Annotated in this window: 22 protein-coding genes; 18 read left to right on the top strand and 4 right to left on the bottom strand. The window is 55.1% G+C overall.

What is annotated here, in order from left to right:
• The first annotated feature begins 7 nt into the window (after nt 1-7).
• Together M3668_RS00110 and M3668_RS00105 are read left to right on the top strand one after the other, a co-directional pair.
• Nucleotides 8-694 (top strand): lipoate--protein ligase family protein, encoded by a 687-nt coding sequence (locus M3668_RS00110; RefSeq protein ID WP_251378818.1) that lies wholly within the window; start codon nt 8-10, stop codon nt 692-694.
• Nucleotides 694-1,686, top strand: a complete 993-nt coding sequence (locus M3668_RS00105) for an SOS response-associated peptidase (RefSeq protein ID WP_251378817.1) — start codon at nt 694-696, stop codon at nt 1,684-1,686. The genes M3668_RS00110 and M3668_RS00105 overlap by 1 nt, the downstream gene beginning before the upstream one ends.
• 72 nt (nt 1,687-1,758) lie before the next feature.
• Here M3668_RS00105 and M3668_RS00100 read toward each other — a convergent pair whose 3' ends face one another.
• Nucleotides 1,759-2,265, bottom strand: coding sequence for a GNAT family N-acetyltransferase (locus tag M3668_RS00100; RefSeq protein WP_251378816.1), 507 nt, complete (start codon nt 2,263-2,265; stop codon nt 1,759-1,761).
• A 190-nt stretch (nt 2,266-2,455) separates the two neighbouring features.
• Between M3668_RS00100 and M3668_RS00095 the strand changes: the two genes are divergently transcribed.
• From M3668_RS00095 to M3668_RS00075, 5 genes are all read left to right on the top strand, one after another.
• Nucleotides 2,456-3,289 (top strand): fumarylacetoacetate hydrolase family protein, encoded by an 834-nt coding sequence (locus M3668_RS00095; protein WP_251378815.1) that lies wholly within the window; start codon nt 2,456-2,458, stop codon nt 3,287-3,289.
• 92 nt (nt 3,290-3,381) lie between these two features.
• Complete coding sequence (locus M3668_RS00090; RefSeq protein WP_251378814.1) at nt 3,382-4,266, top strand: DNA-methyltransferase; 885 nt, start codon at nt 3,382-3,384, stop codon at nt 4,264-4,266.
• A gap of 197 nt (nt 4,267-4,463) precedes the next feature.
• Nucleotides 4,464-6,485, top strand: coding sequence for a threonine--tRNA ligase (gene thrS / locus M3668_RS00085; protein WP_251378813.1), 2,022 nt, complete (start codon nt 4,464-4,466; stop codon nt 6,483-6,485).
• Between the two features lie 12 nt (nt 6,486-6,497).
• Complete coding sequence (locus M3668_RS00080; RefSeq protein ID WP_251378812.1) at nt 6,498-7,928, top strand: AAA family ATPase; 1,431 nt, start codon at nt 6,498-6,500, stop codon at nt 7,926-7,928.
• Nucleotides 7,921-8,577, top strand: a complete 657-nt coding sequence (locus M3668_RS00075; RefSeq protein ID WP_251378811.1) for an HNH endonuclease family protein — start codon at nt 7,921-7,923, stop codon at nt 8,575-8,577. Before M3668_RS00080 ends, M3668_RS00075 begins: the two co-directional genes overlap by 8 nt.
• 142 nt (nt 8,578-8,719) lie before the next feature.
• Here M3668_RS00075 and M3668_RS00070 read toward each other — a convergent pair whose 3' ends face one another.
• The gene (locus tag M3668_RS00070) at nt 8,720-9,751 is read right to left on the bottom strand and encodes a nitronate monooxygenase (protein ID WP_251378810.1); all 1,032 of its coding nucleotides are present in this window, start codon (nt 9,749-9,751) and stop codon (nt 8,720-8,722) included.
• A gap of 18 nt (nt 9,752-9,769) precedes the next feature.
• A complete protein-coding gene (locus M3668_RS00065; protein WP_251378809.1) occupies nt 9,770-10,261 on the bottom strand; it encodes an FBP domain-containing protein in 492 nt (163 codons plus the stop codon).
• A gap of 144 nt (nt 10,262-10,405) precedes the next feature.
• Between M3668_RS00065 and M3668_RS00060 the strand changes: the two genes are divergently transcribed.
• From M3668_RS00060 to M3668_RS00040, 5 genes are all read left to right on the top strand, one after another.
• Nucleotides 10,406-11,491: an NADH:flavin oxidoreductase/NADH oxidase gene (locus tag M3668_RS00060; RefSeq protein WP_251378808.1), complete on the top strand. Its 1,086-nt coding sequence runs from the start codon at nt 10,406-10,408 to the stop codon at nt 11,489-11,491.
• Between the two features lie 113 nt (nt 11,492-11,604).
• On the top strand, nt 11,605-12,129 hold the full coding sequence (locus M3668_RS00055; RefSeq protein ID WP_251378807.1) for a hypothetical protein: 525 nt from the start codon (nt 11,605-11,607) through the stop codon (nt 12,127-12,129).
• Nucleotides 12,126-12,755, top strand: coding sequence for an RES family NAD+ phosphorylase (locus M3668_RS00050; RefSeq protein WP_251378806.1), 630 nt, complete (start codon nt 12,126-12,128; stop codon nt 12,753-12,755). The genes M3668_RS00055 and M3668_RS00050 overlap by 4 nt, the downstream gene beginning before the upstream one ends.
• 2 nt (nt 12,756-12,757) lie before the next feature.
• Complete coding sequence (locus tag M3668_RS00045) at nt 12,758-13,333, top strand: HIT family protein (RefSeq protein WP_251378805.1); 576 nt, start codon at nt 12,758-12,760, stop codon at nt 13,331-13,333.
• A 2-nt stretch (nt 13,334-13,335) separates the two neighbouring features.
• The gene (locus M3668_RS00040; protein ID WP_251378804.1) at nt 13,336-13,791 is read left to right on the top strand and encodes a 23S rRNA (pseudouridine(1915)-N(3))-methyltransferase RlmH; all 456 of its coding nucleotides are present in this window, start codon (nt 13,336-13,338) and stop codon (nt 13,789-13,791) included.
• 6 nt (nt 13,792-13,797) lie between these two features.
• On the opposite strand, the gene M3668_RS00035 is transcribed toward M3668_RS00040, so the two are convergent.
• Nucleotides 13,798-14,781 (bottom strand): hypothetical protein, encoded by a 984-nt coding sequence (locus M3668_RS00035; RefSeq protein ID WP_251378803.1) that lies wholly within the window; start codon nt 14,779-14,781, stop codon nt 13,798-13,800.
• 69 nt (nt 14,782-14,850) lie between these two features.
• Here M3668_RS00035 and M3668_RS00030 point away from each other — a divergent pair, with 69 nt between their 5' ends.
• From M3668_RS00030 to ruvB, 6 genes are all read left to right on the top strand, one after another.
• A complete protein-coding gene (locus M3668_RS00030; RefSeq protein WP_251378802.1) occupies nt 14,851-16,149 on the top strand; it encodes a Mur ligase family protein in 1,299 nt (432 codons plus the stop codon).
• Nucleotides 16,146-16,925: a type 1 glutamine amidotransferase gene (locus tag M3668_RS00025; RefSeq protein ID WP_425570010.1), complete on the top strand. Its 780-nt coding sequence runs from the start codon at nt 16,146-16,148 to the stop codon at nt 16,923-16,925. Before M3668_RS00030 ends, M3668_RS00025 begins: the two co-directional genes overlap by 4 nt.
• An 84-nt stretch (nt 16,926-17,009) precedes the next feature.
• Nucleotides 17,010-17,768, top strand: a complete 759-nt coding sequence (locus tag M3668_RS00020; protein WP_237203674.1) for a YebC/PmpR family DNA-binding transcriptional regulator — start codon at nt 17,010-17,012, stop codon at nt 17,766-17,768.
• Between the two features lie 30 nt (nt 17,769-17,798).
• Entirely contained in the window at nt 17,799-18,458 is a 660-nt protein-coding gene (gene ruvC / locus M3668_RS00015; protein ID WP_251378801.1) for a crossover junction endodeoxyribonuclease RuvC, read from the top strand.
• 36 nt (nt 18,459-18,494) lie between these two features.
• Nucleotides 18,495-19,115 carry a Holliday junction branch migration protein RuvA gene (gene ruvA, locus M3668_RS00010; protein WP_251378800.1) on the top strand — a complete coding sequence of 207 codons (621 nt, stop codon included), beginning with the start codon at nt 18,495-18,497 and terminating at the stop codon, nt 19,113-19,115.
• 32 nt (nt 19,116-19,147) lie between these two features.
• Entirely contained in the window at nt 19,148-20,185 is a 1,038-nt protein-coding gene (gene ruvB / locus M3668_RS00005) for a Holliday junction branch migration DNA helicase RuvB (RefSeq protein ID WP_251378799.1), read from the top strand.
• Nucleotides 20,186-20,383: the final 198 nt, after the last annotated feature.

The following is a 20,383-nucleotide window of genomic DNA, read 5'->3' as shown; positions in this document are numbered from 1 at the left end:
GAGTACCGTGCAGCTTCAACGATTCGGCAGTGATCATACCGCCACCATGAACGAAATGATCGATAGCGCCATGCAGACGGTGCGCGCTGTCGGCAGGGGAGAGCAGCCCTCAACCCTGCGGCTCTACCGCCCGGCACCCACGGTTGCTTTTGGGCGCCGAGACGAGCTTAACCCGCAATTCCCGTCCGCGCGCCAAGCCTGTCTCGACCAAGGTTTCGAACCTCTGGTACGCACCGTTGGCGGGTATGCTGCTGCCTACCATCGCGGGTGCCTGGTGGTGGATCATTTTCAGTACGCCCCGGATGCCGTCAGCGGTAACCACGAGCGTTACGGTATTTTTGGAAACATGTTTGCAAAGGCCCTGGAAAGTCTCGGCATTCAAGCGGGCGTGGGGGAGCTACCCGGCGAATACTGCCCCGGCGAATACTCGGTCTGGGGTCAGATTCCCGGCGGTTACCGGGTAAAAATTATTGGTACCGCCCAGCGCGTGGTTTCGGGTGCCTGGTGGTTTTCCAGTGGCATCGTCGTGGAGAACCCTGAGCCGCTACGGGCAGTGACCGAAGATGTCTATCGTGCACTTGGCCTGCCCTTAGAGCCGGCAACGGTAGGTGCTCTGACCGATATTGAACCACTCATGACCGTTGACGACATTGAAGACGCTGTCATCGAGGCCTATGAAAGTGAGGGCTTCTAATGTGCGGCCGTTACGCTCTTGAACTAGCTTTAGAGCATACCCAATACCTAGCAGGAGCCCAGCTCACAGAACCAATAGCCAATTACAACGTGGCACCCACCCATATGGTGCCCATTCTGGTGGATAGGCTGTTTGGAGACGAAACCCTGAAAGCCGTGCCAGGGAGCACCGCATCTTTTGTTCCCCACGTTAGCCCGGACGCCGCGGCGTCCGCACCAGCCCAGGGCAGGTTTGTACGTGAGATGCACGCAGCCCGTTGGGGCCTGTTGCCGGGCTGGGCTAAAGACCCTTCCTTTGCATCACGTGCCTTCAACGCGCGCAGTGAGACGATCTTTACCAAGCCCACCTTCCGTGAAGCGGCGGTGGCGGGGCACTGCGCTGTACCGGTCAGTGGCTACTACGAGTGGAAAACCGAGACAACTGCTGCCGGTAAGACAGCTAAGACCCCCTATTTTGTACACCGCGCAGACGGTCGCCCCATCTACTTCGCTGGGCTGTACGAGTGGTGGAAAATCCCAGAAGAGTTTGCTGGCCCTGGTTCCGGCTTTGAAGGGCAGGGCGGCCAATGGTTGCTGAGTTGCTCAATCATCACCATGGATTCACCGGGAAACGGTGAATTTGATAGCGGCATTCTGGCTGATTTGGGTGGCGAAGCGCCCTATGCCAACCAGATCGAAGAGCAACTGGGGCAGCTCCATAACCGTCTGCCGATTCCACTGAGCGTAGCCGATGACCGGGATGTAAGTGAAAGCGATAGTTTGACCTTCTGGCTGCGGTCAGGGAGAGCCGCTGGCACCCGTAAACCAGCCGACACCATATCTAAATTGCATCAACGGCAGAGTGCAGAAGCAGCACTAATTCACCTTCGGGAGCAGGCATTTGCCCAGACCGCTGGCTGGACGATGCACCCGGTCAGCAAGGACGTCGGGAACGTTAGTAACAACGCCCCCTACCTGATGGAACCCGCCGAAGACCTGCTAACAGGGCTCTAGGCACGCAGCAGACAGAGAAAAAAAGGGGCTAACCGCACATAGCGGTTAGCCCCTAGTTGTAGACCTTAGACCTTAGAAGATGTCTTCCGCCTCAGGGTACCAACGGTTGAAATCGAGGGTAAGGTAGAGGGCTAATGCTGCAGAGTTGTTGTCTTGGATGCGTACGGTAACCTGCTCGTAGCCGTCCTCGAACATCTGATCAATAGACTTGCGAATCAACTGTTCAGCAAGACCCTCACGGCGGCGGGATGCTGCGGTGAAGAGCTCATAGATGGTCGGTAGATCTTTGGGTTCTCTTACGGGGCTGTTTTTGAGGCAGAGGGACGCGGCAATAACGCGGTCGTGTTCATCAACGACGACGGGGGATGCATCGGTGTAGAACTCACCGTGTTCACCGCGCAAAATCTTTTCCATCTCGGTGGCAGCTTCAGCCTGGGAGCTGAAGCGGTCGCCTTCGTAGGAGGCGAAGTAGAGACGGGCTAGAGCCTCAGCGTCTTCAACCTGGGCAGGGCGAGTGCTGACGGTGATGGGCTTCGTTGCTTTGGATGTCTGGGAAACGAGGGTGATAAAGCCGCTCATCGCGAGCCTCCTTAGTATCTGAAATAAATTACACTGTGAGGTATAGAGTACTCTGTTTGCTAATAGTTATGTAAGGTGTTCGTTATAAATTCATCTGCTTTTCTTTGTATTTCTTACCAAATAAAGAGTGTTTGACCTGCAGATTCGTTAATGATACTAAAAGAATTATAACTTTTAGAGGAGTAGAAATATGAAGTTCGCTCAGATACTTTTACGAGGAAAACCAGTTGCTGTTATCGAGCAAGGATCACGCTGGTATCAGCTGGATAAACCCTTGGCTGACTACTTGGCGACCCGCGAGGTTCAGTTCATTTCTGCCGAGCATATGGATGCTCAACCGTTAGATCTGAGTGAGGGCGACTTCATCCGCCCTTTAAGCAACGTCTCCCGGGTGCTGTGCGTAGGCCTTAACTTCACCGACCATGCCAAAGAAGTAGGCGCTGAAACCCCCTCCCACCCCACTATTTTCACCAAGTTCGGCAATGCGCTCATTGGTCCTGGTGAGCAAATTCAGATGCCCCCCGAGAGCAATAAAATTGACTGGGAAGTTGAACTCTGCGCCGTGATTGGAAAGGAGGGGCGCCGCATCCCGGTTGAAGAAGCTGAGGAATACCTACTGGGCTACACCGTCCTCAATGACGTATCGGTGCGGGACTGGCAGGGGCGCACCAGCGAGTGGTTCCAGGGGAAGAACTGGGACTCAATGACCCCCTTCGGCCCGGTCATCGTCAGTCCCGACGAGCTAGATATAGCTGGCGGGTTAGCAATGACCTGCACCGTGGACGGTGAGATACGGCAGCAGGGTAGCACCGCCAACCTCATTTTTAAACCGGCTGAAGTGATTTCATATATTTCAACCTTCATGACTTTGCAGCCCGGGGATCTTATCGCGCTGGGCACACCGGCAGGGGTTGGCCTTTCCCTGCGTCCGCGTAGGTGGCTGGCACCGGGGCAAACCGTGGTGACAGAGATTGAGGGTATTGGTCGCCTCACCAACGTCTGCTCCATCGAGGGCGTGGCTTAACCCTCACTGGTGGGGAGTAACGCACCGGGGGAGCGTGGGGTATTCTGGACGATGTGTCGAAACGTTCTATTTGGTCAGCAAGTGGCGCCAGCATGGTGGTCCACGGAGATAACCTTGCCGTACTCAAAAACCTGCCCGATGAGTCGTTTCAGCTCATTTACATTGACCCACCCTTTAATACGGGTAAGGTGCAGCGCCGTCAGAGCATCAAGACGGTGCGCACCGAAGGTGGCTCACGGGTGGGCTATAAGGGGCACACCTACGAGACCATCAAGGGCGATGTCTACGGCTACAACGACTCCTTTGAGGAATATTGGGAGTTCTTAGAGCCTCGCCTGATTCAGGCGTGGCGCCTGCTCAAGCCCAGCGGCACCCTCTATCTTCACCTTGATTACCGCGAGGTGCACTATGCCAAGGTGGTGCTGGACGCCCTCTTTGGCCGAGAATGCTTCCTCAATGAACTCATTTGGGCCTACGATTATGGCGCTAAGTCGAAGAAGAAGTGGCCGGCTAAGCACGACAACATTCTGGTCTACGTTAAAGACCCCGAGAACTACTACTTCAACTCTGAGGCGGTAGACCGCGAGCCCTACATGGCACCCGGTCTGGTCACCGAAGAGAAGGCGCTGGCTGGCAAACTACCCACGGACGTCTGGTGGCACACCATCGTTTCGCCCAGCGGCAAAGAGAAAACCGGTTACGCCACCCAGAAACCCCTGGGTATTCTGCGGCGTATCCTCCAGGCATCTAGTGCTGAAGGAGATTGGGTGCTGGACTTCTTTGGAGGCTCAGGCACCACCGGCCACGCCGCTGCCCAGCTTGACCGCAAGTTCCTGCTCATCGATCAGAACCCCGAGGCTGTCAAGGTCATGCGCAAACGTCTGCGCAGTATTGACGGTCTGGACGTTGATTTCAAGAAGTCACGGGCAAAGGCACCGACTGCACCTCGGGTTGAAGGTGTCACCAAAGCTTCGTAAGGTCTGGTTGGGCACTCCTCGGCGTCTTTACTAACGCCTATCCGTGCAAGACTTTTCACGTTTCTACCTATAGTTTCGCTGTCGCTCGGCACTGCGACAGCGGGTAAACTTATGCTTAGCCTGCGCCCCTGTATCGCGCAGGTGTAAGCCCGGCCCACCCATCGTAGGGGTGAGCACCAAACTTTAGGAGACACTCTTTGTCTACCCTCAACATCACCGTTGCTGGCGAAAACGTCACCGTAGAAGCCGGCAGCAAAGCCGCTGACCTGTTCGCTGAGAAGAGCGACATTGTTGTTGCTCGCATCAACGGCACCCTGGTCGATCTCTCCACCGAACTGGCACCAGGCGACACCGTAGAGCCTGTGAGCGTTCACGACCAAGAAGGTCTTGAAGTGCTGCGCCACTCGGTTGCACACGTCATGGCACAAGCGGTGCAGGAATACCGCAAGGACGCCAAGCTGGGCATCGGCCCCTATATCACCGACGGCTTCTACTTTGACTTTGATGTTGAGGAGCCCTTCACCCCTGAGGATCTCAAGAAGATTGAGAAGTCCATGGTGAAAATCATTAAGAGCGGCCAGACCTTCCAGCGTCGCGTGGTCACTCACGATGAGGCGTGCGCTGAAATGGCGGACGAGCCCTACAAGCTGGAACTGCTAGAACTTGCTCAGGGCCCCGGCTCGGGCGCGGACGCCGCTGAAGGTGCCTCCGTTGAGGTGGGCGCTGGCGAAATCACCATCTACGACAACATTAACCGCAAGGGCGAGACCGTCTGGAAGGATCTCTGCCGTGGCCCGCACGTGCCCTCCACTAAGATTCTTGCCAACGGCTACGCACTGATGCGCACCGGTGGCGCTTACTGGCGCGGTTCTGAGAAGAACCCCATGCTGCAGCGTATCTACGGCACCGCCTGGCCTTCCAAGGAAGAGCTGGTTGCTTACAAGGACCGCATCGCTGAGGCTGAGCGTCGTGACCACCGCCGTCTGGGCGAAGAACTCGATCTCTTCAGCTTCCCCAAGACTATCGGCCCCGGTCTGCCTGTCTTCCACCCCAAGGGCGGCATCATCTTACGCGAGATGGAAAACTACGTGCGCGAACGCCACATCGCTGAGGGCTTCCAGTACGTTAAGACCCCGCATATCTCGAAGGAAGATCTCTTCTACACCTCCGGCCACCTGCCCTACTACTCAGACGGCATGTTCCCCCCGATGGAGGACGAGGGCCAGGCTTACCGCCTCAAGGCAATGAACTGCCCCATGCACAACGAGATTTTCCGTTCACGTGGCCGTTCTTACCGCGAGCTGCCTCTGCGTCTCTTTGAGTTCGGCACCGTCTACCGCGATGAGAAGTCAGGCGTACTGCAGGGCCTGACCCGCGTGCGCATGATTACCCAGGACGACTCCCACAGCTATGTGACCAAAGAGCAGGCACCGGACGAGGTGCGTCACCTGCTCAAGTTCATGCTGAGTCTGCTTGAGGACTTCGGTATGACCGACTTCTACCTGGAACTCTCCACCCGCGACACCGAGGGTGATAAGAAGGATAAGTTCATTGGCACAGACGAGCAGTGGGAAGAAGCAACCGCTGTTCTGGAGCAGGTTGCTGCTGAGACCGGTCTTGAACTGGTAGCCGACCCCGGTGGTGCTGCCTTCTACGGCCCTAAGATTTCTGTTCAGGCTAAGGACGCTATTGGCCGTACCTGGCAGATGTCTACCGTGCAGTACGACTTCAACCAGCCTGCCCGCTTCGGTCTGGAGTACCAGGCGTCGGATGGTTCCCGCCAGGAGCCCGTCATGATTCACTCCGCTAAGTTTGGTTCGCTGGAGCGTTTCTTTGGTGTACTGACCGAGCACTACGCAGGTATGTTCCCGGCGTGGTTGGCTCCGGTTCAGGTGGTGGGTGTTCCCGTTGCTGAGGCTTTCAACGACTACATGGGTGAGGTTGCCGCTAAGTTGGCTGCTCAGGGTGTGCGCGTTGAGGTGGACTACGGCACCGACCGCTTTCCCAAGAAGATTCGCACCGCATCCAAGGAGAAGGTGCCCTTCATCTTGATTGCCGGTGGCGAGGACGCCGAGAACGGCGCGGTGTCCTTCCGCTTCCGCGACGGATCCCAGGAAAACGGCGTACCCGTGGACGAGGCCGTGGCAAGGATTGTGGAGCACATCAAGTCACGGATTAATGCGGATCCAATTTGCACCGTTTCAAAGGTGAATAGTTAGGACTATACTAAAATGTACATAAAAAGTATTTCACTTGAGAACTATCGTGGGTTTAGGGATAACGTTTATATTGATTTTTGGAACGGTAGCGATCAGTCTCCAAGAATGAATATTTTTGTGGGTGAAAATGGTGGTGGTAAATCCACTATTCTGGATGCTATTGCCAAATCAATTAGCTGGTTCCCCGCTAGAGTCCAAAGTAGTAGCAGGCAGGGCCAGTTCATCGAAAATGATGAAATAAATAATTTCGAAAACTATGCAAGAATAAACCTAGAGGTTGGGAGAATCTACGCTAAGTTAGAAATAGACTCATTTCCTGATGACTTATTCTCGTTCATAGATGAGGATGATTACAATAGTAAAAGCTTTGAGTTCAAAAGCAAAACGCCGGTCTCTTGGAGCATAGCGCGTACTAAAAAAGGATCCCCAATTAAGACTCGATCCGATTTTAGTCAATTAAATAAAATAACAAAAGAAATTCAAGATAATTTACAGTTCCTAAATGCAGAAGTAACTTTACCTTCGATTATGTACTATGGTACAAATCGGCACATCAGTAAATCCAATGGGCGATTCAGAAATCGTTGGTCATTTAATGGTTCTAACGCATTAGAAGAATATTCTAAACCTTTAAGTGGTGACAACGGATTTCAGAATTTTTTTGAGTGGTTTGAAGAGCTTGAAAACTATGAAAATCAGCGTTTCAGGGATTTATATCGAGATTCCAACAACAGCGGCCTTAAGGCTATTGAGTCGCTTGATAATTTTGAAGAGGATCCACGGCTGCATTTTACAAGGAAAGCGGTATTTGAATTTTTAGATAATTTCACTGAGATGCATATCGACCGCGGTTCATCCAACAGGATAAAAGTGATGAAAAATGCAAAATGGTTAAATATTGATCAGCTTTCTCAGGGTGAAAAAAGTTTATTGGTATTGGTCGGTGATATAGCTAGGACCCTATCCGTAATGAACCCGAATAGTCAAAAGCCACTTGATAGTCCTGGAATAGTATTAATCGATGAGGTTGATGTTCACCTTCATCCAAGCTGGCAAGTTAGTTTACCTCAGAAGCTGTCGTCTATCTTCCCAAATTGCCAATTCTTCATTACAACACATTCACCATTAGTTTTATCAAATGCTCAAAATTGCAATATATTTGCGGTTGCCGAAAATGAAATTTCTAAAGTTGATGGAACCTATGGTGAAAACGCTTCGTATATTCTCGAAACTGTTCTAGGCGCTAATCCTATGGATTCAAGTGTTCTCGAGCAGTCAGATAGAATTCAATCATTTTTAGATTCAGACGATCTCGTTAAAGCTAAAGAGAAATTTTATATTCTTGAAAAGGAAATCAACACTAAAGGTCAGCTATACAACACTCTCAGGAATAAGATTTTGTTGTCAGAATTCCGCCTGAAAGACAGAATTACTGATGGCTAAGGTTTTTAATAGAGTACAATCCCCATCTGATTATTTAACTTATTTAAAGAAAAACAAAGTTAAAACCTATTCTCAGTTAAATGTCCAAGACGCTAATGGAAAGAATCCTATTAAGGATTGCATTAGAGACACCTTGATGAAAAATCAGCTGGGTGCTTGTGGGTATTGCGGTAGATCTCTTAGTAGGGAGATTGGATCCATTGAACACCTTAATCCACAATCTGCGCAAAAAGGGGACAGTTTAGAGTTCGGTAATTTCCTCCTAAGCTGTCCTCAAAGATTTGGGACTTGCAATCATTATAGAGGTTCTAAACCTATTTATGTTACGCCATATGATGCAAATTGGTCTGAAATACATGTGGAAATCAATGGAACTTATGATTTTGCACAAAAGTCTGATTATGAAATCACATTTGATAACCTTAATATCGGAAATAAAAACTCGACAATAGTTAATAAAAGAAGGAATAAGATTAAAGAAATATCAGAATTTATTCAAAATCTTGAACAAACGACAGTTGATGAGCAGGAGATTGGTGCCATGCTTAAAAGAGTCTTGTTCGATGAAAATGGGCTATATGTAGATTTTGGTCCCGTGGTTGAAGATTATTTAGCGAATAAAAGATATTCAAAATACCTAATATGGTAAATTGCCTGCTCAAATTTGTATAAGGTATTTAATTATATCTCGTTTGATGTAATAAAAGATTCCTCCAATAAGACATCATAGTAGAATAACTTTTCTAAAAATAATAATTTTTAATTGGTAAGGCAGGGTTTCGTTCATTTATCTAGCTGGGTTTCAAAAGATTAAAAATTATTTTTATTGTTGGGCTATTATGTGCCTGGCAAAACCCAGTACCAGTCCAAGCGTTTATGTGCTGCCAGGCACCGGCGTCCTTGGCTTTAGCGCGTAGGGGAGCCGTGAGGTAATGCGCATGTGGGTAAACCGCAGGAGCGAGCGCGTCGAACTCGGTTACAAAATCATTGACGATGGCTCGGGCGGGACGTCCCGTAAAAGCCCGGGTGAGCCGTGTTTCTGTAATTCCTGATTGCAAGGCATCGCGATGTGCTTGGCTAGTGCCTGCCTCGTCGCTCAGCAGTAGAACCGTGCCAACCTGAACTGCCTCAACACCTAAAGCGAGAATCGACTGCACATCCTGGTTGCTACCGACTCCGCCACCGGCTATCAGGGGCAAATTAGTGACAGCTTGAACAGCAGGAACAAGCTGCGACAGTGGTAGCTGGTTGACCTCGTCCTGGACCCTAAAGGTGGACTGATGGCCGCCAGCGTCCGGCCCCTGAACACACAGAAAGTTCGCATCAGCCTGGGTGGCGAGTATAGCGTTCTGAGGATTGGTGACGGTTACCCCCACATAGGTGCTAACCATCTGCAGTCGCTCGATTTGCTCGGCACTAGGGCAACCAAAGGTAAAGGTCACTACGGGCACAGGGTTGGCAAGTAGCCAATCCAGCAAAGAATGAAAGTGGTCAGGCAGAACCAGTTCGTAATTGAGAAGGTCTAGACCGTACTGCTTGCCTAAAGGTGCTAGTGCCTGCCGGTAGCCCTGCAGAAGTGCCTTGGCATTACCAGGATTGTCATTGGGGTCAGCCGGGCAGAATAGGTTCACCCCAAAAGGCCCATCAGTAAGCTCTCGAGTTTGCTTCACTTGTTCAGCCAGCTGGTCAGCATTCAGGTAGCCAGCCGCTAACATGCCCAACCCACCGGCGTTAGACACCACAGCAGCAAGCTGGGGCGTACTCGGCCCACCCGCCATAGGGGCGCCCACCAGAGGGATTTCAAGGTCAGCAAAACTAAACATTCTAGTGAACCTCCAGGATCAGCTTTCGTTCTTCAAACGCTCAATAAAACCCAGGGCATTATTCTTGGTGCGCAACAGCCTATCCTCGACACTCAGCGTCTCGTCCATCTGGCGGATGCCCACCGGCTTTTTCTTACCCAGCACATAGTCGGTGCACGCCAGATTGGCACAAAGATAAGTGCCGATGGTGTTACCGCGCCTGCCAGGCTCGCCAGGACGGGCAGCTGTGTAAAGCGAAATACCTGAGCCGGGGTGCAACGTCAGGCAAAACTGGCACATCTGGGCAGCCCTGCTCTGTGCCTTAGATTTCTGCAGCAGAACACCCTGAACTATACCGTCCTGCTCCACCACCAGGCAGCCCTTCAGTGGACTCTTGGGGTCTAGCCACGACAGGAAAACCTGGTTCTCCCATGCGACCTCATTGAGGCTGGGCAGGTTTAGGCGCTTAGCTTCACCCTTCGAACAGTTAACAAAGCTAGAGCGGATGGTCGGCTCAGAAAGTTCTTGCATACCTGCAATTCTACTAACCCTCTCATCCAGCAAAGAACCCTAGAAAGCCGCTTCTCTAACTCAGGCTAAGGGCTTATACGGAATAAGAGGTCAGGTGACGCTGTTACGAGGGGGAGAAGTAACCCTAACCCTGGAAGCAATATTATGACATCCCCCATCTTTGAGCCCTTTACCGTTCGCTCTATGACCACCCGCAACCGTCTCTGGGTTCCGCCCATGTGCCAGTACTCGGTCGACGAAAAAGACGGTATTCCCACCAACTACCATGAACATCACTACAACGCCCTGTCACGCGGTGGCGCCGGTGCGGTTATCGTTGAGATGACTAGCGTCCTGCCCGAAGGTCGTATCAGCCCCCTCTGCCTGGGGCTCTGGTCGGATGAACACACCGCAGCTCACGCCCGCATCGTTCAGGCTATCCATGACGGCGGCGCGAAAGCTGGTGTGCAGATTGCCCACGCTGGTCGAAAGGCATCCAGCGTTACTGAGCGCGTCTCCCGCGACGGCGGTTCCCTCAGCATTGAAGAGGGCGGCTGGGAAACCTTCGCCCCCTCAGCTATCGCCTACCCCGGCCTCAAAGAAACCACCGCGCTCACCGAAGAACGCATTGGCGAAATCGTTGAAGCTTTCGGAGCTGCCGCCCAGCGCGCGGTAAAGGCTGGCTACGACTTCCTCGAAATCCACGGAGCCCACGGCTACCTCCTTACCCAGTTCCTCTCACCGCTATCCAACCAGCGCACCGACGACTACGGCGGCTCGCTCGAAAACCGAGCCCGCCTCGTCCGCCGGGTTGCCCACGCTATGCGCGCCCAGATGCCCGCGGATATGCCCCTGCTAGTGCGCCTCTCCGCCACCGAGTTCGTGGAGGGCGGCATCACCGTTGAAGAAACCGCCCAGGTAGCTGCCTGGCTAAAAGAAGACGGTGTGGATATGGCTGATATTTCGACCAGCGGCAACTACCCGGCACCTATCAAGGTCTACGCGGGCTACCAGACCCCCATGGCAGCACACGTCAAGCGTGAAGCTGACATTCCTGTTGCGGCCGTCGGCATGATTAACTCACCCCGCCTTGCTGAATACATCGTAGGTTCAGAGCAGGCAGATGTGGTGCTGGTCGGCCGCGAAGCTCTACGCAATAACTCCTTTGCTCTGAGCTGGGCTAAGGATCTGAAGGTTGATGTGGATTATGCGCCCTCCCAGTACCTGCGTGCCTGGAACACCCGCCGCTAGCTCCTTGCGCTCGGACTTGCGCCCGGCGTCCTCGCGGAATAATCATAGATGGTTGACGCAGTTGACGCCGGGGTTTAGGATGGGAGAAATAGGGCATAGCTAAGGAGGCTCCCATGTCGCAGGCCCTTACCCAGCAGGATGCCGGCACTCAGGCGGTGATTGACCAGCTGATCGCTGAGTTCACCAGAAACCTGAAGAGTCTGCCACCAGAATTCCTTGCTTCTATTGACGATCTCGAAGACGTTAAAAGCCGTATGCGCTCAGTTCTTGCCCGCGCCAGCGTGCGCGGCTACGGCGATCTCATCGGCCCGGTCTACGACCTTGAAAACACCATGAAACTGCTCAAGGTCACCACCCGCGCGGCCATCAGTAAGCAGGTCAAACAGCACAAACTACTGCGGTTAACCATAGAGAACGGCGAATCAATTTTCCCCGCCTTTCAGTTTGCCGGACGGGCCGTGTGCGAGGACGTTCAGCAGGTGCTCCTTGCCTTTGGCGCTGCTGACCCCTTTGCCGTAGCGCAGTGGTTCAATACACCGCTCGATGGCACCACCCCGCTTGACCTCCTTGACCAGGGCCAGCTTGCCCGCGTGCTGGCAGAAGCGCGCTCTCTTGCCCCCCGGTGGCAGGCCGCATGAGCCGTCAAAGACTGGTGCAACACGGCCCCACTCCGGGTTCCCACCTGGCCCTAGCGCCGGTTGCCGAATACGAGCAGGGGCACGAATTTTTTAGAGCCCACAGCCAGCAATTAGGCCCCTGGTTCTATTCATCATCAATGCAAGGCAGGTTTGATTTGCCAGCACCCAAAGGCACCTGCTATTTAGCCAGCAACCCGGGCGCCGCCGTCCGCGAGGTGCTGGGGGACAGGCTCAGCCAGGGCCGGCGCATCCCCATCAGCCTCACCGAGGGCCGGGTTATTTCCCGCATGCCGCTACCCGCCCCCGTGAGGTCAGCCAACGTTTCCCACGATGACGCCTTCACCCTGGGCATCACCGGCGAACTCACCAGCATGCCTCACTACGACATACCCCAAGCCTGGGCCAGCGCCTTCTGCGCAGCGGGTTTCGACGCCTTGACCTACCGGCCGCGCTTCTCGCCCGGCGACTCTCTAGCCCTGGCCCTCTTTGGTGAGGCAGCGGAACATCAAGACCCCAGCGGCTTTGAATGCACACTCGCCCAGGCAACCACAGACCTAGGGCTAGAACTCTTTGCCACGGACTCCCGAGGCCTCTACACCTTCGCCACCTTCACCGAGAGCGACTAACCATGCAGCTACCTGACTACACCAGCGACGACTTCGAACTACCGGGTGTACCCGATGCCTTCCAGCGCCTCTGGACGCCCCACCGCCGCGCCTACGTCAGAGGCGGCCAGCAGGATTACAGCGAGAACTCCTGCCCCTTCTGCGTAGCACCCCAGCGCCAGGACGCTGACTCGCTGATTGTCCACCGCGGTGAGTATGCTTTTGTGATTCTTAACCTCTACCCGTATAACCCCGGGCATCTGCTAATCTGCCCCTACCGGCACATCCCTAACTATGACGACGCCTCAGCGGATGAAGTCGCAGAAATCGCTGCACTCACCCAGCGGGCTATGAAGATTCTGCGGAAGGTTAGCCGTGCTGCTGGTTTCAACATCGGCATGAACCAGGGCAAAATTGGTGGCGCCGGAGTAGCAGATCACTTGCATCAGCACATCGTGCCCCGCTGGGGTGGTGACACCAACTTCCTGCCTATCATCGCGGGCACGAAAACCGTCACCCAAACTTTAGGGGACATTAGAACTCTCATTGCTGAAGCCTGGGGTGTAACTGCAGAAAGCACAGAAAGTAGCGACGCCTAACCATGACCATCAAAATCATTGCTGTGGGTAAGAAGCACGAAAAATGGGTCACCCAGGGTATTGACCGCTACGAAAGCAGGCTCCGCAAGCCGTGGGACGTCAGCTGGGTCTACCTGCCCCATTCTTCCCTGGCTGAAGAGCAGGCGCGAGCTGAGGAATCCAAACGGATTCTCGGCAAGATATCTTCCGACGACCACCTAATTCTGCTGGACGAGCGCGGCAAAAACCTATCGTCACCAGAACTGTCAGCCTTGCTGAACTCAAATCTAGGCTTCAAGCAGATAGTGCTGGTCATTGGCGGTGCCTACGGGGTGGACGAGAGCGTCCGGTCACGAGCCAACACTGTGTGGAGCCTGTCCAAGCTGGTCTTCCCTCACCAACTGGTGCGCCTACTTCTCACCGAGCAGATTTACCGCGCAGGCGAAATTGCCAATAACCGCCCCTACCATCACGTCTAGCAGGCGCTAGAACAGCGAGGTCTGAAAGGACGCCGGGGGAGTCAGCCCATCAAAGAGGGTGCAGGCACGATTAGCTAAATCAGCGGTATTGACCAAGAAACTGGCTTCAGGGTCACCGCAGTGAGCCGTGAGAAACTTGCCCGCCCCACCGGTGATAAAAAAGCCGTGCGAGCCAGCGGCCAGAGACTCATACCCGGCCAGTGGCAAGCGGTCATCTGCCCGTAAAGATGCATAGGCGCGGGACATAGCGGCCGAAGGGTGCCACCGGTTTTGCAGAAGCTCAAATCCGTCTAGCTCTGCGTCCTCCAGCGCCCAGGTAGCAGATTCAACTGCCATGTAATGCTCAGATTTCAACTGGTCAGCGGGTAAAGGGTCAATCCAGGCACGGTACTTAGTAGAGGCCCGTTTGAACTGTGTGAGGTTACTTTCCCGCGATACCAGGTCTTCTAGTACCCTGACGATGCGCCCATCATCAGCGCGGGCAACAAAGGTAGCGAACGCTACGGCCTGCTCGTCCAGACGCCGTGGGTTGGAACGAGCCGACGCGGTACCGACCTTAGAGGTGCCATCCGGAAAAGTCGCAATGTAAAGATAATGTTCAAGGTTGACGTAGGCGAGCGCTGCCTCCGTCATGCGGGCGCCCATGTGAACTCGGTGGATAGGGGCAAATTCATCGCGCCCCAAGCAACGATCGCATTGTCTACCTTTAACTATAGGTTGAGAGGTGGGGCAGGGAAGGTGCCTAAAACCGGCGGTATCGGTGCGCGCAAGAGCAAAGCCACTGCAGTAGCGTCCGCCGCTGGCAGAGTCCTCGGGGATAACCGCTACCCCCAAGAAGCTCTCGGGGGTCAGCGGCACCGAGAGCAGGGTGCCATCTGGGGTGCCATTTATGCAAGGTTCTACCTGAACCTCGGGTGCCCTATTGACCCACTTGAGGTCCCTCCATATGAAGGAACCCTGCGGTGCTACCGGTTCTAAAATGTTCTGCATACTCACCGCTCAGATTATGCCAGACACCCTAAAGCCTCGTTGTCACTTTGGGTGTGCTGAGCACGTAAGATGGGGTGTATGTCAAGACCCATAACCCGCCTTGTCGGCCAAGGCATTCGATACGCAACCAAACTGCGCGGTGGAGGCTCGGCCTTCCCCGGTTTGGTGATGGAAAAATTGCACCCCCAGTTCGTTGTAGAGGAGCTGGCAAAGCTACCTCAGGGCGTTGTGGTGGTCTCAGGCACGAACGGTAAGACCACCACTACCAAAATGGTGGTTCAGCTGCTGGAATCCCAAGGCTTGCGCGTCTTTACCAACCGCACCGGTTCTAACTTTGTGCGTGGCGTTGCTGCGGCCCTGCTGGGTGAAATGTCACTGACGGGCAAGCTCGACGCTGATATTGCCGTGCTGGAACTCGACGAGGCTCACGCTGTGCACTTCGTCAAAATGGTCAGGCCCCGCTACTCCCTGTTGCTCAACGTCTTGCGTGATCAGCTAGACCGCTTCGGTGAAATCGACACCACCCGCCGTATGCTCTCTAGCGTTGCCGGCGCTACCAGCGGCACCATCGTGCTAAACCGCGAAGACCCACGCATCCGCTCTCTTGCCAGCAACGCCCAGTCAGGCACCAAGGTCAGCTACTTCGGTCTGTCAGATAAGCTCCGCTCCCTCTTCCCCTCGGATGACGAGATGCGCGGCTCCACTGATGTTGATGAAGCGGTCACCGCACCGGAATTGCCGGCAGCTTCCGTCGTGCTCAGTGACTTTGCTGGCACCCAGGCAACTTTCGGTCTAGAAGGCCGCGAGGTGACCGGCACCGTTAACCTCTACGGCATCTACAACATCTTCAACGCCGCAGCCGCTATCGCCCTGACCCAGGAGGTTCTAGGGGAGAAGCTCAACGAAACTGCGCTGCTGGCCGAGCTTGAAAAAATTACTCCAGCTTTTGGCCGTGGCGAAACCTTGACCGTTAACGGGCAGACGTTGCAGCTACTCCTAGTGAAAAACCCCAGTGGTTTCCGCCTGTCACTGGCATCTGCTGATGCCAAAGATTACGCCACCATGATCACTATCTACGACCAGTACGCCGACGGCCGCGACGTTTCCTGGCTCTGGGATGTGGACTTTCACTCCCTCATCCAGGGCGGGGTAACGATGGTCTCGGGTGTCCGTGCTTACGACATGGCACTGCGCCTGGCCCACGATGATGTCTACGTAGAGACCGTTGACGAAGACCTTGAAGAAGCCTTGGCCGAGTTCATCAGAAAATCCAACGGCAAGCCCATGCGTATTTTCTGCACCTACACCGCCATGCTGGCGATCCGTAAAGAACTGTCAAAGATTACCGATGTGGAGGACGTATTGTGAGCCAGCCCCAAAACCTCACCGAAGAACTGGGCGAGGAAATCATCACCCAGACCGGTAACAACAAGAGCCTGAAAATTGTGCAGCTCTACCCCCGCGACATGAACATTTACGGCGACTGGGGTAATACCCTCTCTCTGTCCCGCCGTGCCCAGGCGCACGGTTTCACCACCGAAATCGTTGACTACAACCCCGGGGACGAGTTCCCCCTGGACGGCGATATTTTCATCGGTGGCGGCGGTCAGGACTCAGGCCAGTCAGTAGTTCAGGATGACCTGCTGGCGAACGCCGAAACTTTGCGCATGCTGGCCCAGGACGGCACCCCCATGCTGGTAATCTGCGGTCTTTACCAGCTCTTCGGCAAAGAATTTAAGACCGTGGGCGGGGAGACCCTTAACGGCGTGCGCATCTTTGACGCTAAAACCGTGGGTGGCGAAGAACGCTTGATTGGCAACATCGTTGAAGAATCAGAAGAGTTCGGCACCCTAGTTGGCTTTGAAAACCACTCGGGCCTCACCTACCTGTCGGGCGACACCAAGCCCCTGGCCCGCGTCACCAAGGGCGAAGGCAACAACACCGAGGACGATGGAGAAGGTGCGCACGTCCATCACGTGATTGGCACCTACCTGCACGGCTCACTGTTGCCCAAGAACCCGGCAGTCTCGGACTACCTGATTAAGCACGCAGCAATCAAAAAATACGGTGAATTCACCCCCGTGGTGATTGACGATTCACTGGTAGAAAAGGCGCGTGCCTCTGCCGCGGCTCGCCCCCGCTAACCCCATGTTGCTAGAACCGCTAGAATAGAAGGCGGTAAAACGTGCCACCTGCCGGTGAGCACCAGAATTTTTAGAAGGAGACTCATGTCAGGTCACTCCAAATGGGCAACCACCAAGCACAAGAAAGCTGCCCTGGACGCCAAGCGCGCCAAGGCATTTGCCAAGTACATCAAGGGCATTGAAGTAGCTGCTCGTATGGGCGGCGCCGATATCTCGGGCAACCCTGCCCTTGATCTTGCGGTATCCAAGGCTAAGAAGAACTCGGTGCCCAACGACAACATTGACCGCGCGATCAAGCGTGGCGCCGGTCTGACCGGTGAAACCATCGACTACACCGAAATAATGTACGAGGCACGCGGTCCTCAGGGCACCGCTCTCTACATCGAGTGTCTGACCGATAACCGCAACCGTGCAGCGGCTGAAGTTCGCACCGCGGTGACCCGCAACGGCGGTACCATGGCAGACTCCGGCTCAGTAGCCTTCCTCTTTGAGCGCAAGGGTGTTGCCGAAGTGACCAAGACCGACAGCCTCACTGAAGATGATGTCCTGATGGCCGTTCTGGACGCAGGTGCTGATGAGGTTATTGACGACGGTGAGGTCTTCACCGTGGTATCAGAGGCAACCGACCTGCCTGCCATTCGTAAGGCACTGGACGAAGCCGAGCTGGACTACAACAACGATGAGCCCGTATTCCGCCCCACCATGCAGGTTGAAATTGACGCTGAAGGGGCCCGTAAGTTCCTCAAGCTGGCTGATGCCATTGAAGAGCTGGACGATGTTCAGAACGTCTACTCCAACGCTGATATCAACGAATCCGTCATGGCGGAACTCGAAGCTGAATAAGTAAAACCACAAGGGAAGGGGCGCATCACAGTGACCTCGCTACCGCGCCCGGAACACGCTACCCCGCGAGTCCCGGGCGCTGCCCGTATTTTGGGCGTTGACCCGGGGCTGACCCGCTGCGGCTTCGGCATGATTGATATGAGCCCCAACCGCAAGGCTGCCCTAGTGCAGGTTGGAATTGCCGGTACTGCCGCGGCTGAGAGTCTGGATCAGCGCATCCTCAAAATTCTTCGAGCCGCCGAAAGCTGGTTGGATGTCTACCAGCCGGATGCTCTGGCCATCGAGCGTGTCTTTGCCCAAGAACAGGTCAACACGGTAATCGGTACCGCCCACGCTTCGGGGGTGGTCATCGCTGCTGCGGCTGCCCGCGGCGTCCCAGTCTACTTTCATACACCCTCTGAGGTGAAGGCTGCCGTGACCGGCTCTGGGCGGGCAGACAAGGCCTCGGTAGGCCGTATGGTGACGCGTATTCTAGGGCTTACCGCTATGCCTAAACCTGCGGACGCCGCTGACGCACTCGCTATTGCTATTTGCCACGGTTGGCGCGGCGGCACTGTTTCAGGCGGCCTGGACATGTCAGCTCATACCCAAACCCACCAGGGCTCTAACCCGGCGGGCACAGCACGCACCAGGGCACTTACCCCGGCGCAGCGGGCTTGGGCTGAAGCCGAAGCAAAAGCCCGCCGCTAATTGTATTAGTACATACGTTCGATTAGACTAGGCTCTATGATTAGCTCTCTCACCGGAACAGTGACCCACCTCGGCCTCGACAACGCCGTGATTGACGTTAACGGCTTTGGCATGCTGGTACACCTCAATGCACGTACCGCCTCAAAGCTCAGACTGGGGGAGAGCGCCACCATCACCACCACTCTTATTGTGCGCGAAGATTCCATGACGCTCTACGGCTTCGCAGACGCTGCCGAACGCGAAGTCTTTGACATTATGCTTTCAGTCTCTGGCATCGGTCCGCGTATTGCTCTGGCTGTGCTCAGCGTCCACACCGCCGCTGAAGTAGAGAGGGCCGTTGCCACCGGGGACGATAAGGCCTTCACCAAGGTTCCCGGTATTGGCCCTAAGGGTGCCCGCCGCATTGTCCTTGAGCTAGCCGGCAAGCTGATTCTTGCCGACCACGAGACCAGCGACCAGCTACCCATCAACCAAGGTATCGCCTGGAAACCGCAGGTGCTCGACGCCCTCACCAGCCTGGGGTGGAGCGAGAAGGACGCCGAGGCAGCTATCGCCGCTTTCATTGATCACAACCCCCGCGCAGAAACCATGGGCGTGGGAGAAGCGTTGCGCTCAGTGCTCGCCTCACTGGGTAGCCAGAACACCGTTAGCCGCTAAAAGAACCGCCACCGAAGGTAGAATCACTCCCTATGAGCCAGTTGCCTAACGCTGACGGTCAAATCCCCGGTCAGCGCCTCGTGTCTATGGACGAAGAGCCCGAAGAAAAAATGATTGAGGCGGCGCTGCGCCCCAAATCTCTCGATGATTTTGTGGGCCAGCACCGCGTTCGTCAGCAACTTTCCCTGGTGCTTGAGGCCTCCCGCATGCGCGGCCGTAGCGCCGACCACGTGCTGCTTTCTGGCCCTCCGGGGCTAGGCAAAACCACCCTTGCCATGATTATTGCTGCCGAGATGGACGCGCCCCTGCGCATCACCTCCGGCCCAGCCATCCAGCACTCGGGTGACCTAGCCGCCATTCTCTCTTCCCTAACGCCCGGTGAAGTGCTCTTCCTCGATGAAATTCACCGCATGAGCCGCCCGGCTGAGGAAATGCTGTACATGGCAATGGAGGACTTCCGCGTTGATATCGTGGTGGGCAAGGGCGCCGGTGCTACCTCCATCCCCCTAGAACTCCCGCCCTTCACCCTGGTCGGAGCCACCACCCGTGCAGGGCTTCTACCAGGGCCCCTGCGCGACCGCTTCGGCTTTACCGGCCACCTAGAGTTCTACTCCGTAACTGAACTTGAAAGCGTCATTCGCCGCTCAGCAGGTCTCATGGAGCTATCTATCAGCCCCGAAGGTTTCACCGAAATCGCCGGACGTTCCCGTGGCACACCCCGTATCGCCAACCGTCTGCTCCGCCGCGTCCGCGATTGGGCACTGGTCAACGGCATTAATCGGATTGACGCCACCAGCGCCGCCACCGCCCTTGACATGTACGAAGTGGACGAACGCGGGCTCGACCGCCTCGACCGCGCCGTCCTTGAAGCCCTCATCAACAAGTTTGGAGGAGGCCCCGTAGGTCTCTCCACCCTCGCCATAGCCGTCGGCGAAGAAACCGAAACCGTCGAAACCGTCGCAGAACCCTACCTCGTGCGCGAAGGCCTCATCGGCAGGACACCAAGAGGGCGTGTGGCGCTTCCGGCAGCCTGGCAACATTTAGGGTTAGCAGCCCCAGAGCTGCCGTAAGCGCCCTGCGCTGACGCGCAGAGATTCACCACGATTTTCGTTTCCTCGCGCGCTCGGAAAATCATGGTTCATCCGGCAGCCTGGCAACATTTAGGGTTAGCAGCCCCAGAGCTGCCGTAAGCGCCCTGCGCTGACGCGCAGAGATTCACCACGATTTTCGTTTCCTCGCGCGCTCGGAAAATCATGGTTCATCCGGCA

Source organism: Rothia sp. P100, from assembly GCF_023712425.1.
Classification (GTDB): domain Bacteria; phylum Actinomycetota; class Actinomycetes; order Actinomycetales; family Micrococcaceae; genus Rothia; species Rothia endophytica.
This window is presented reverse-complemented; position numbering and strand designations above follow the sequence as displayed.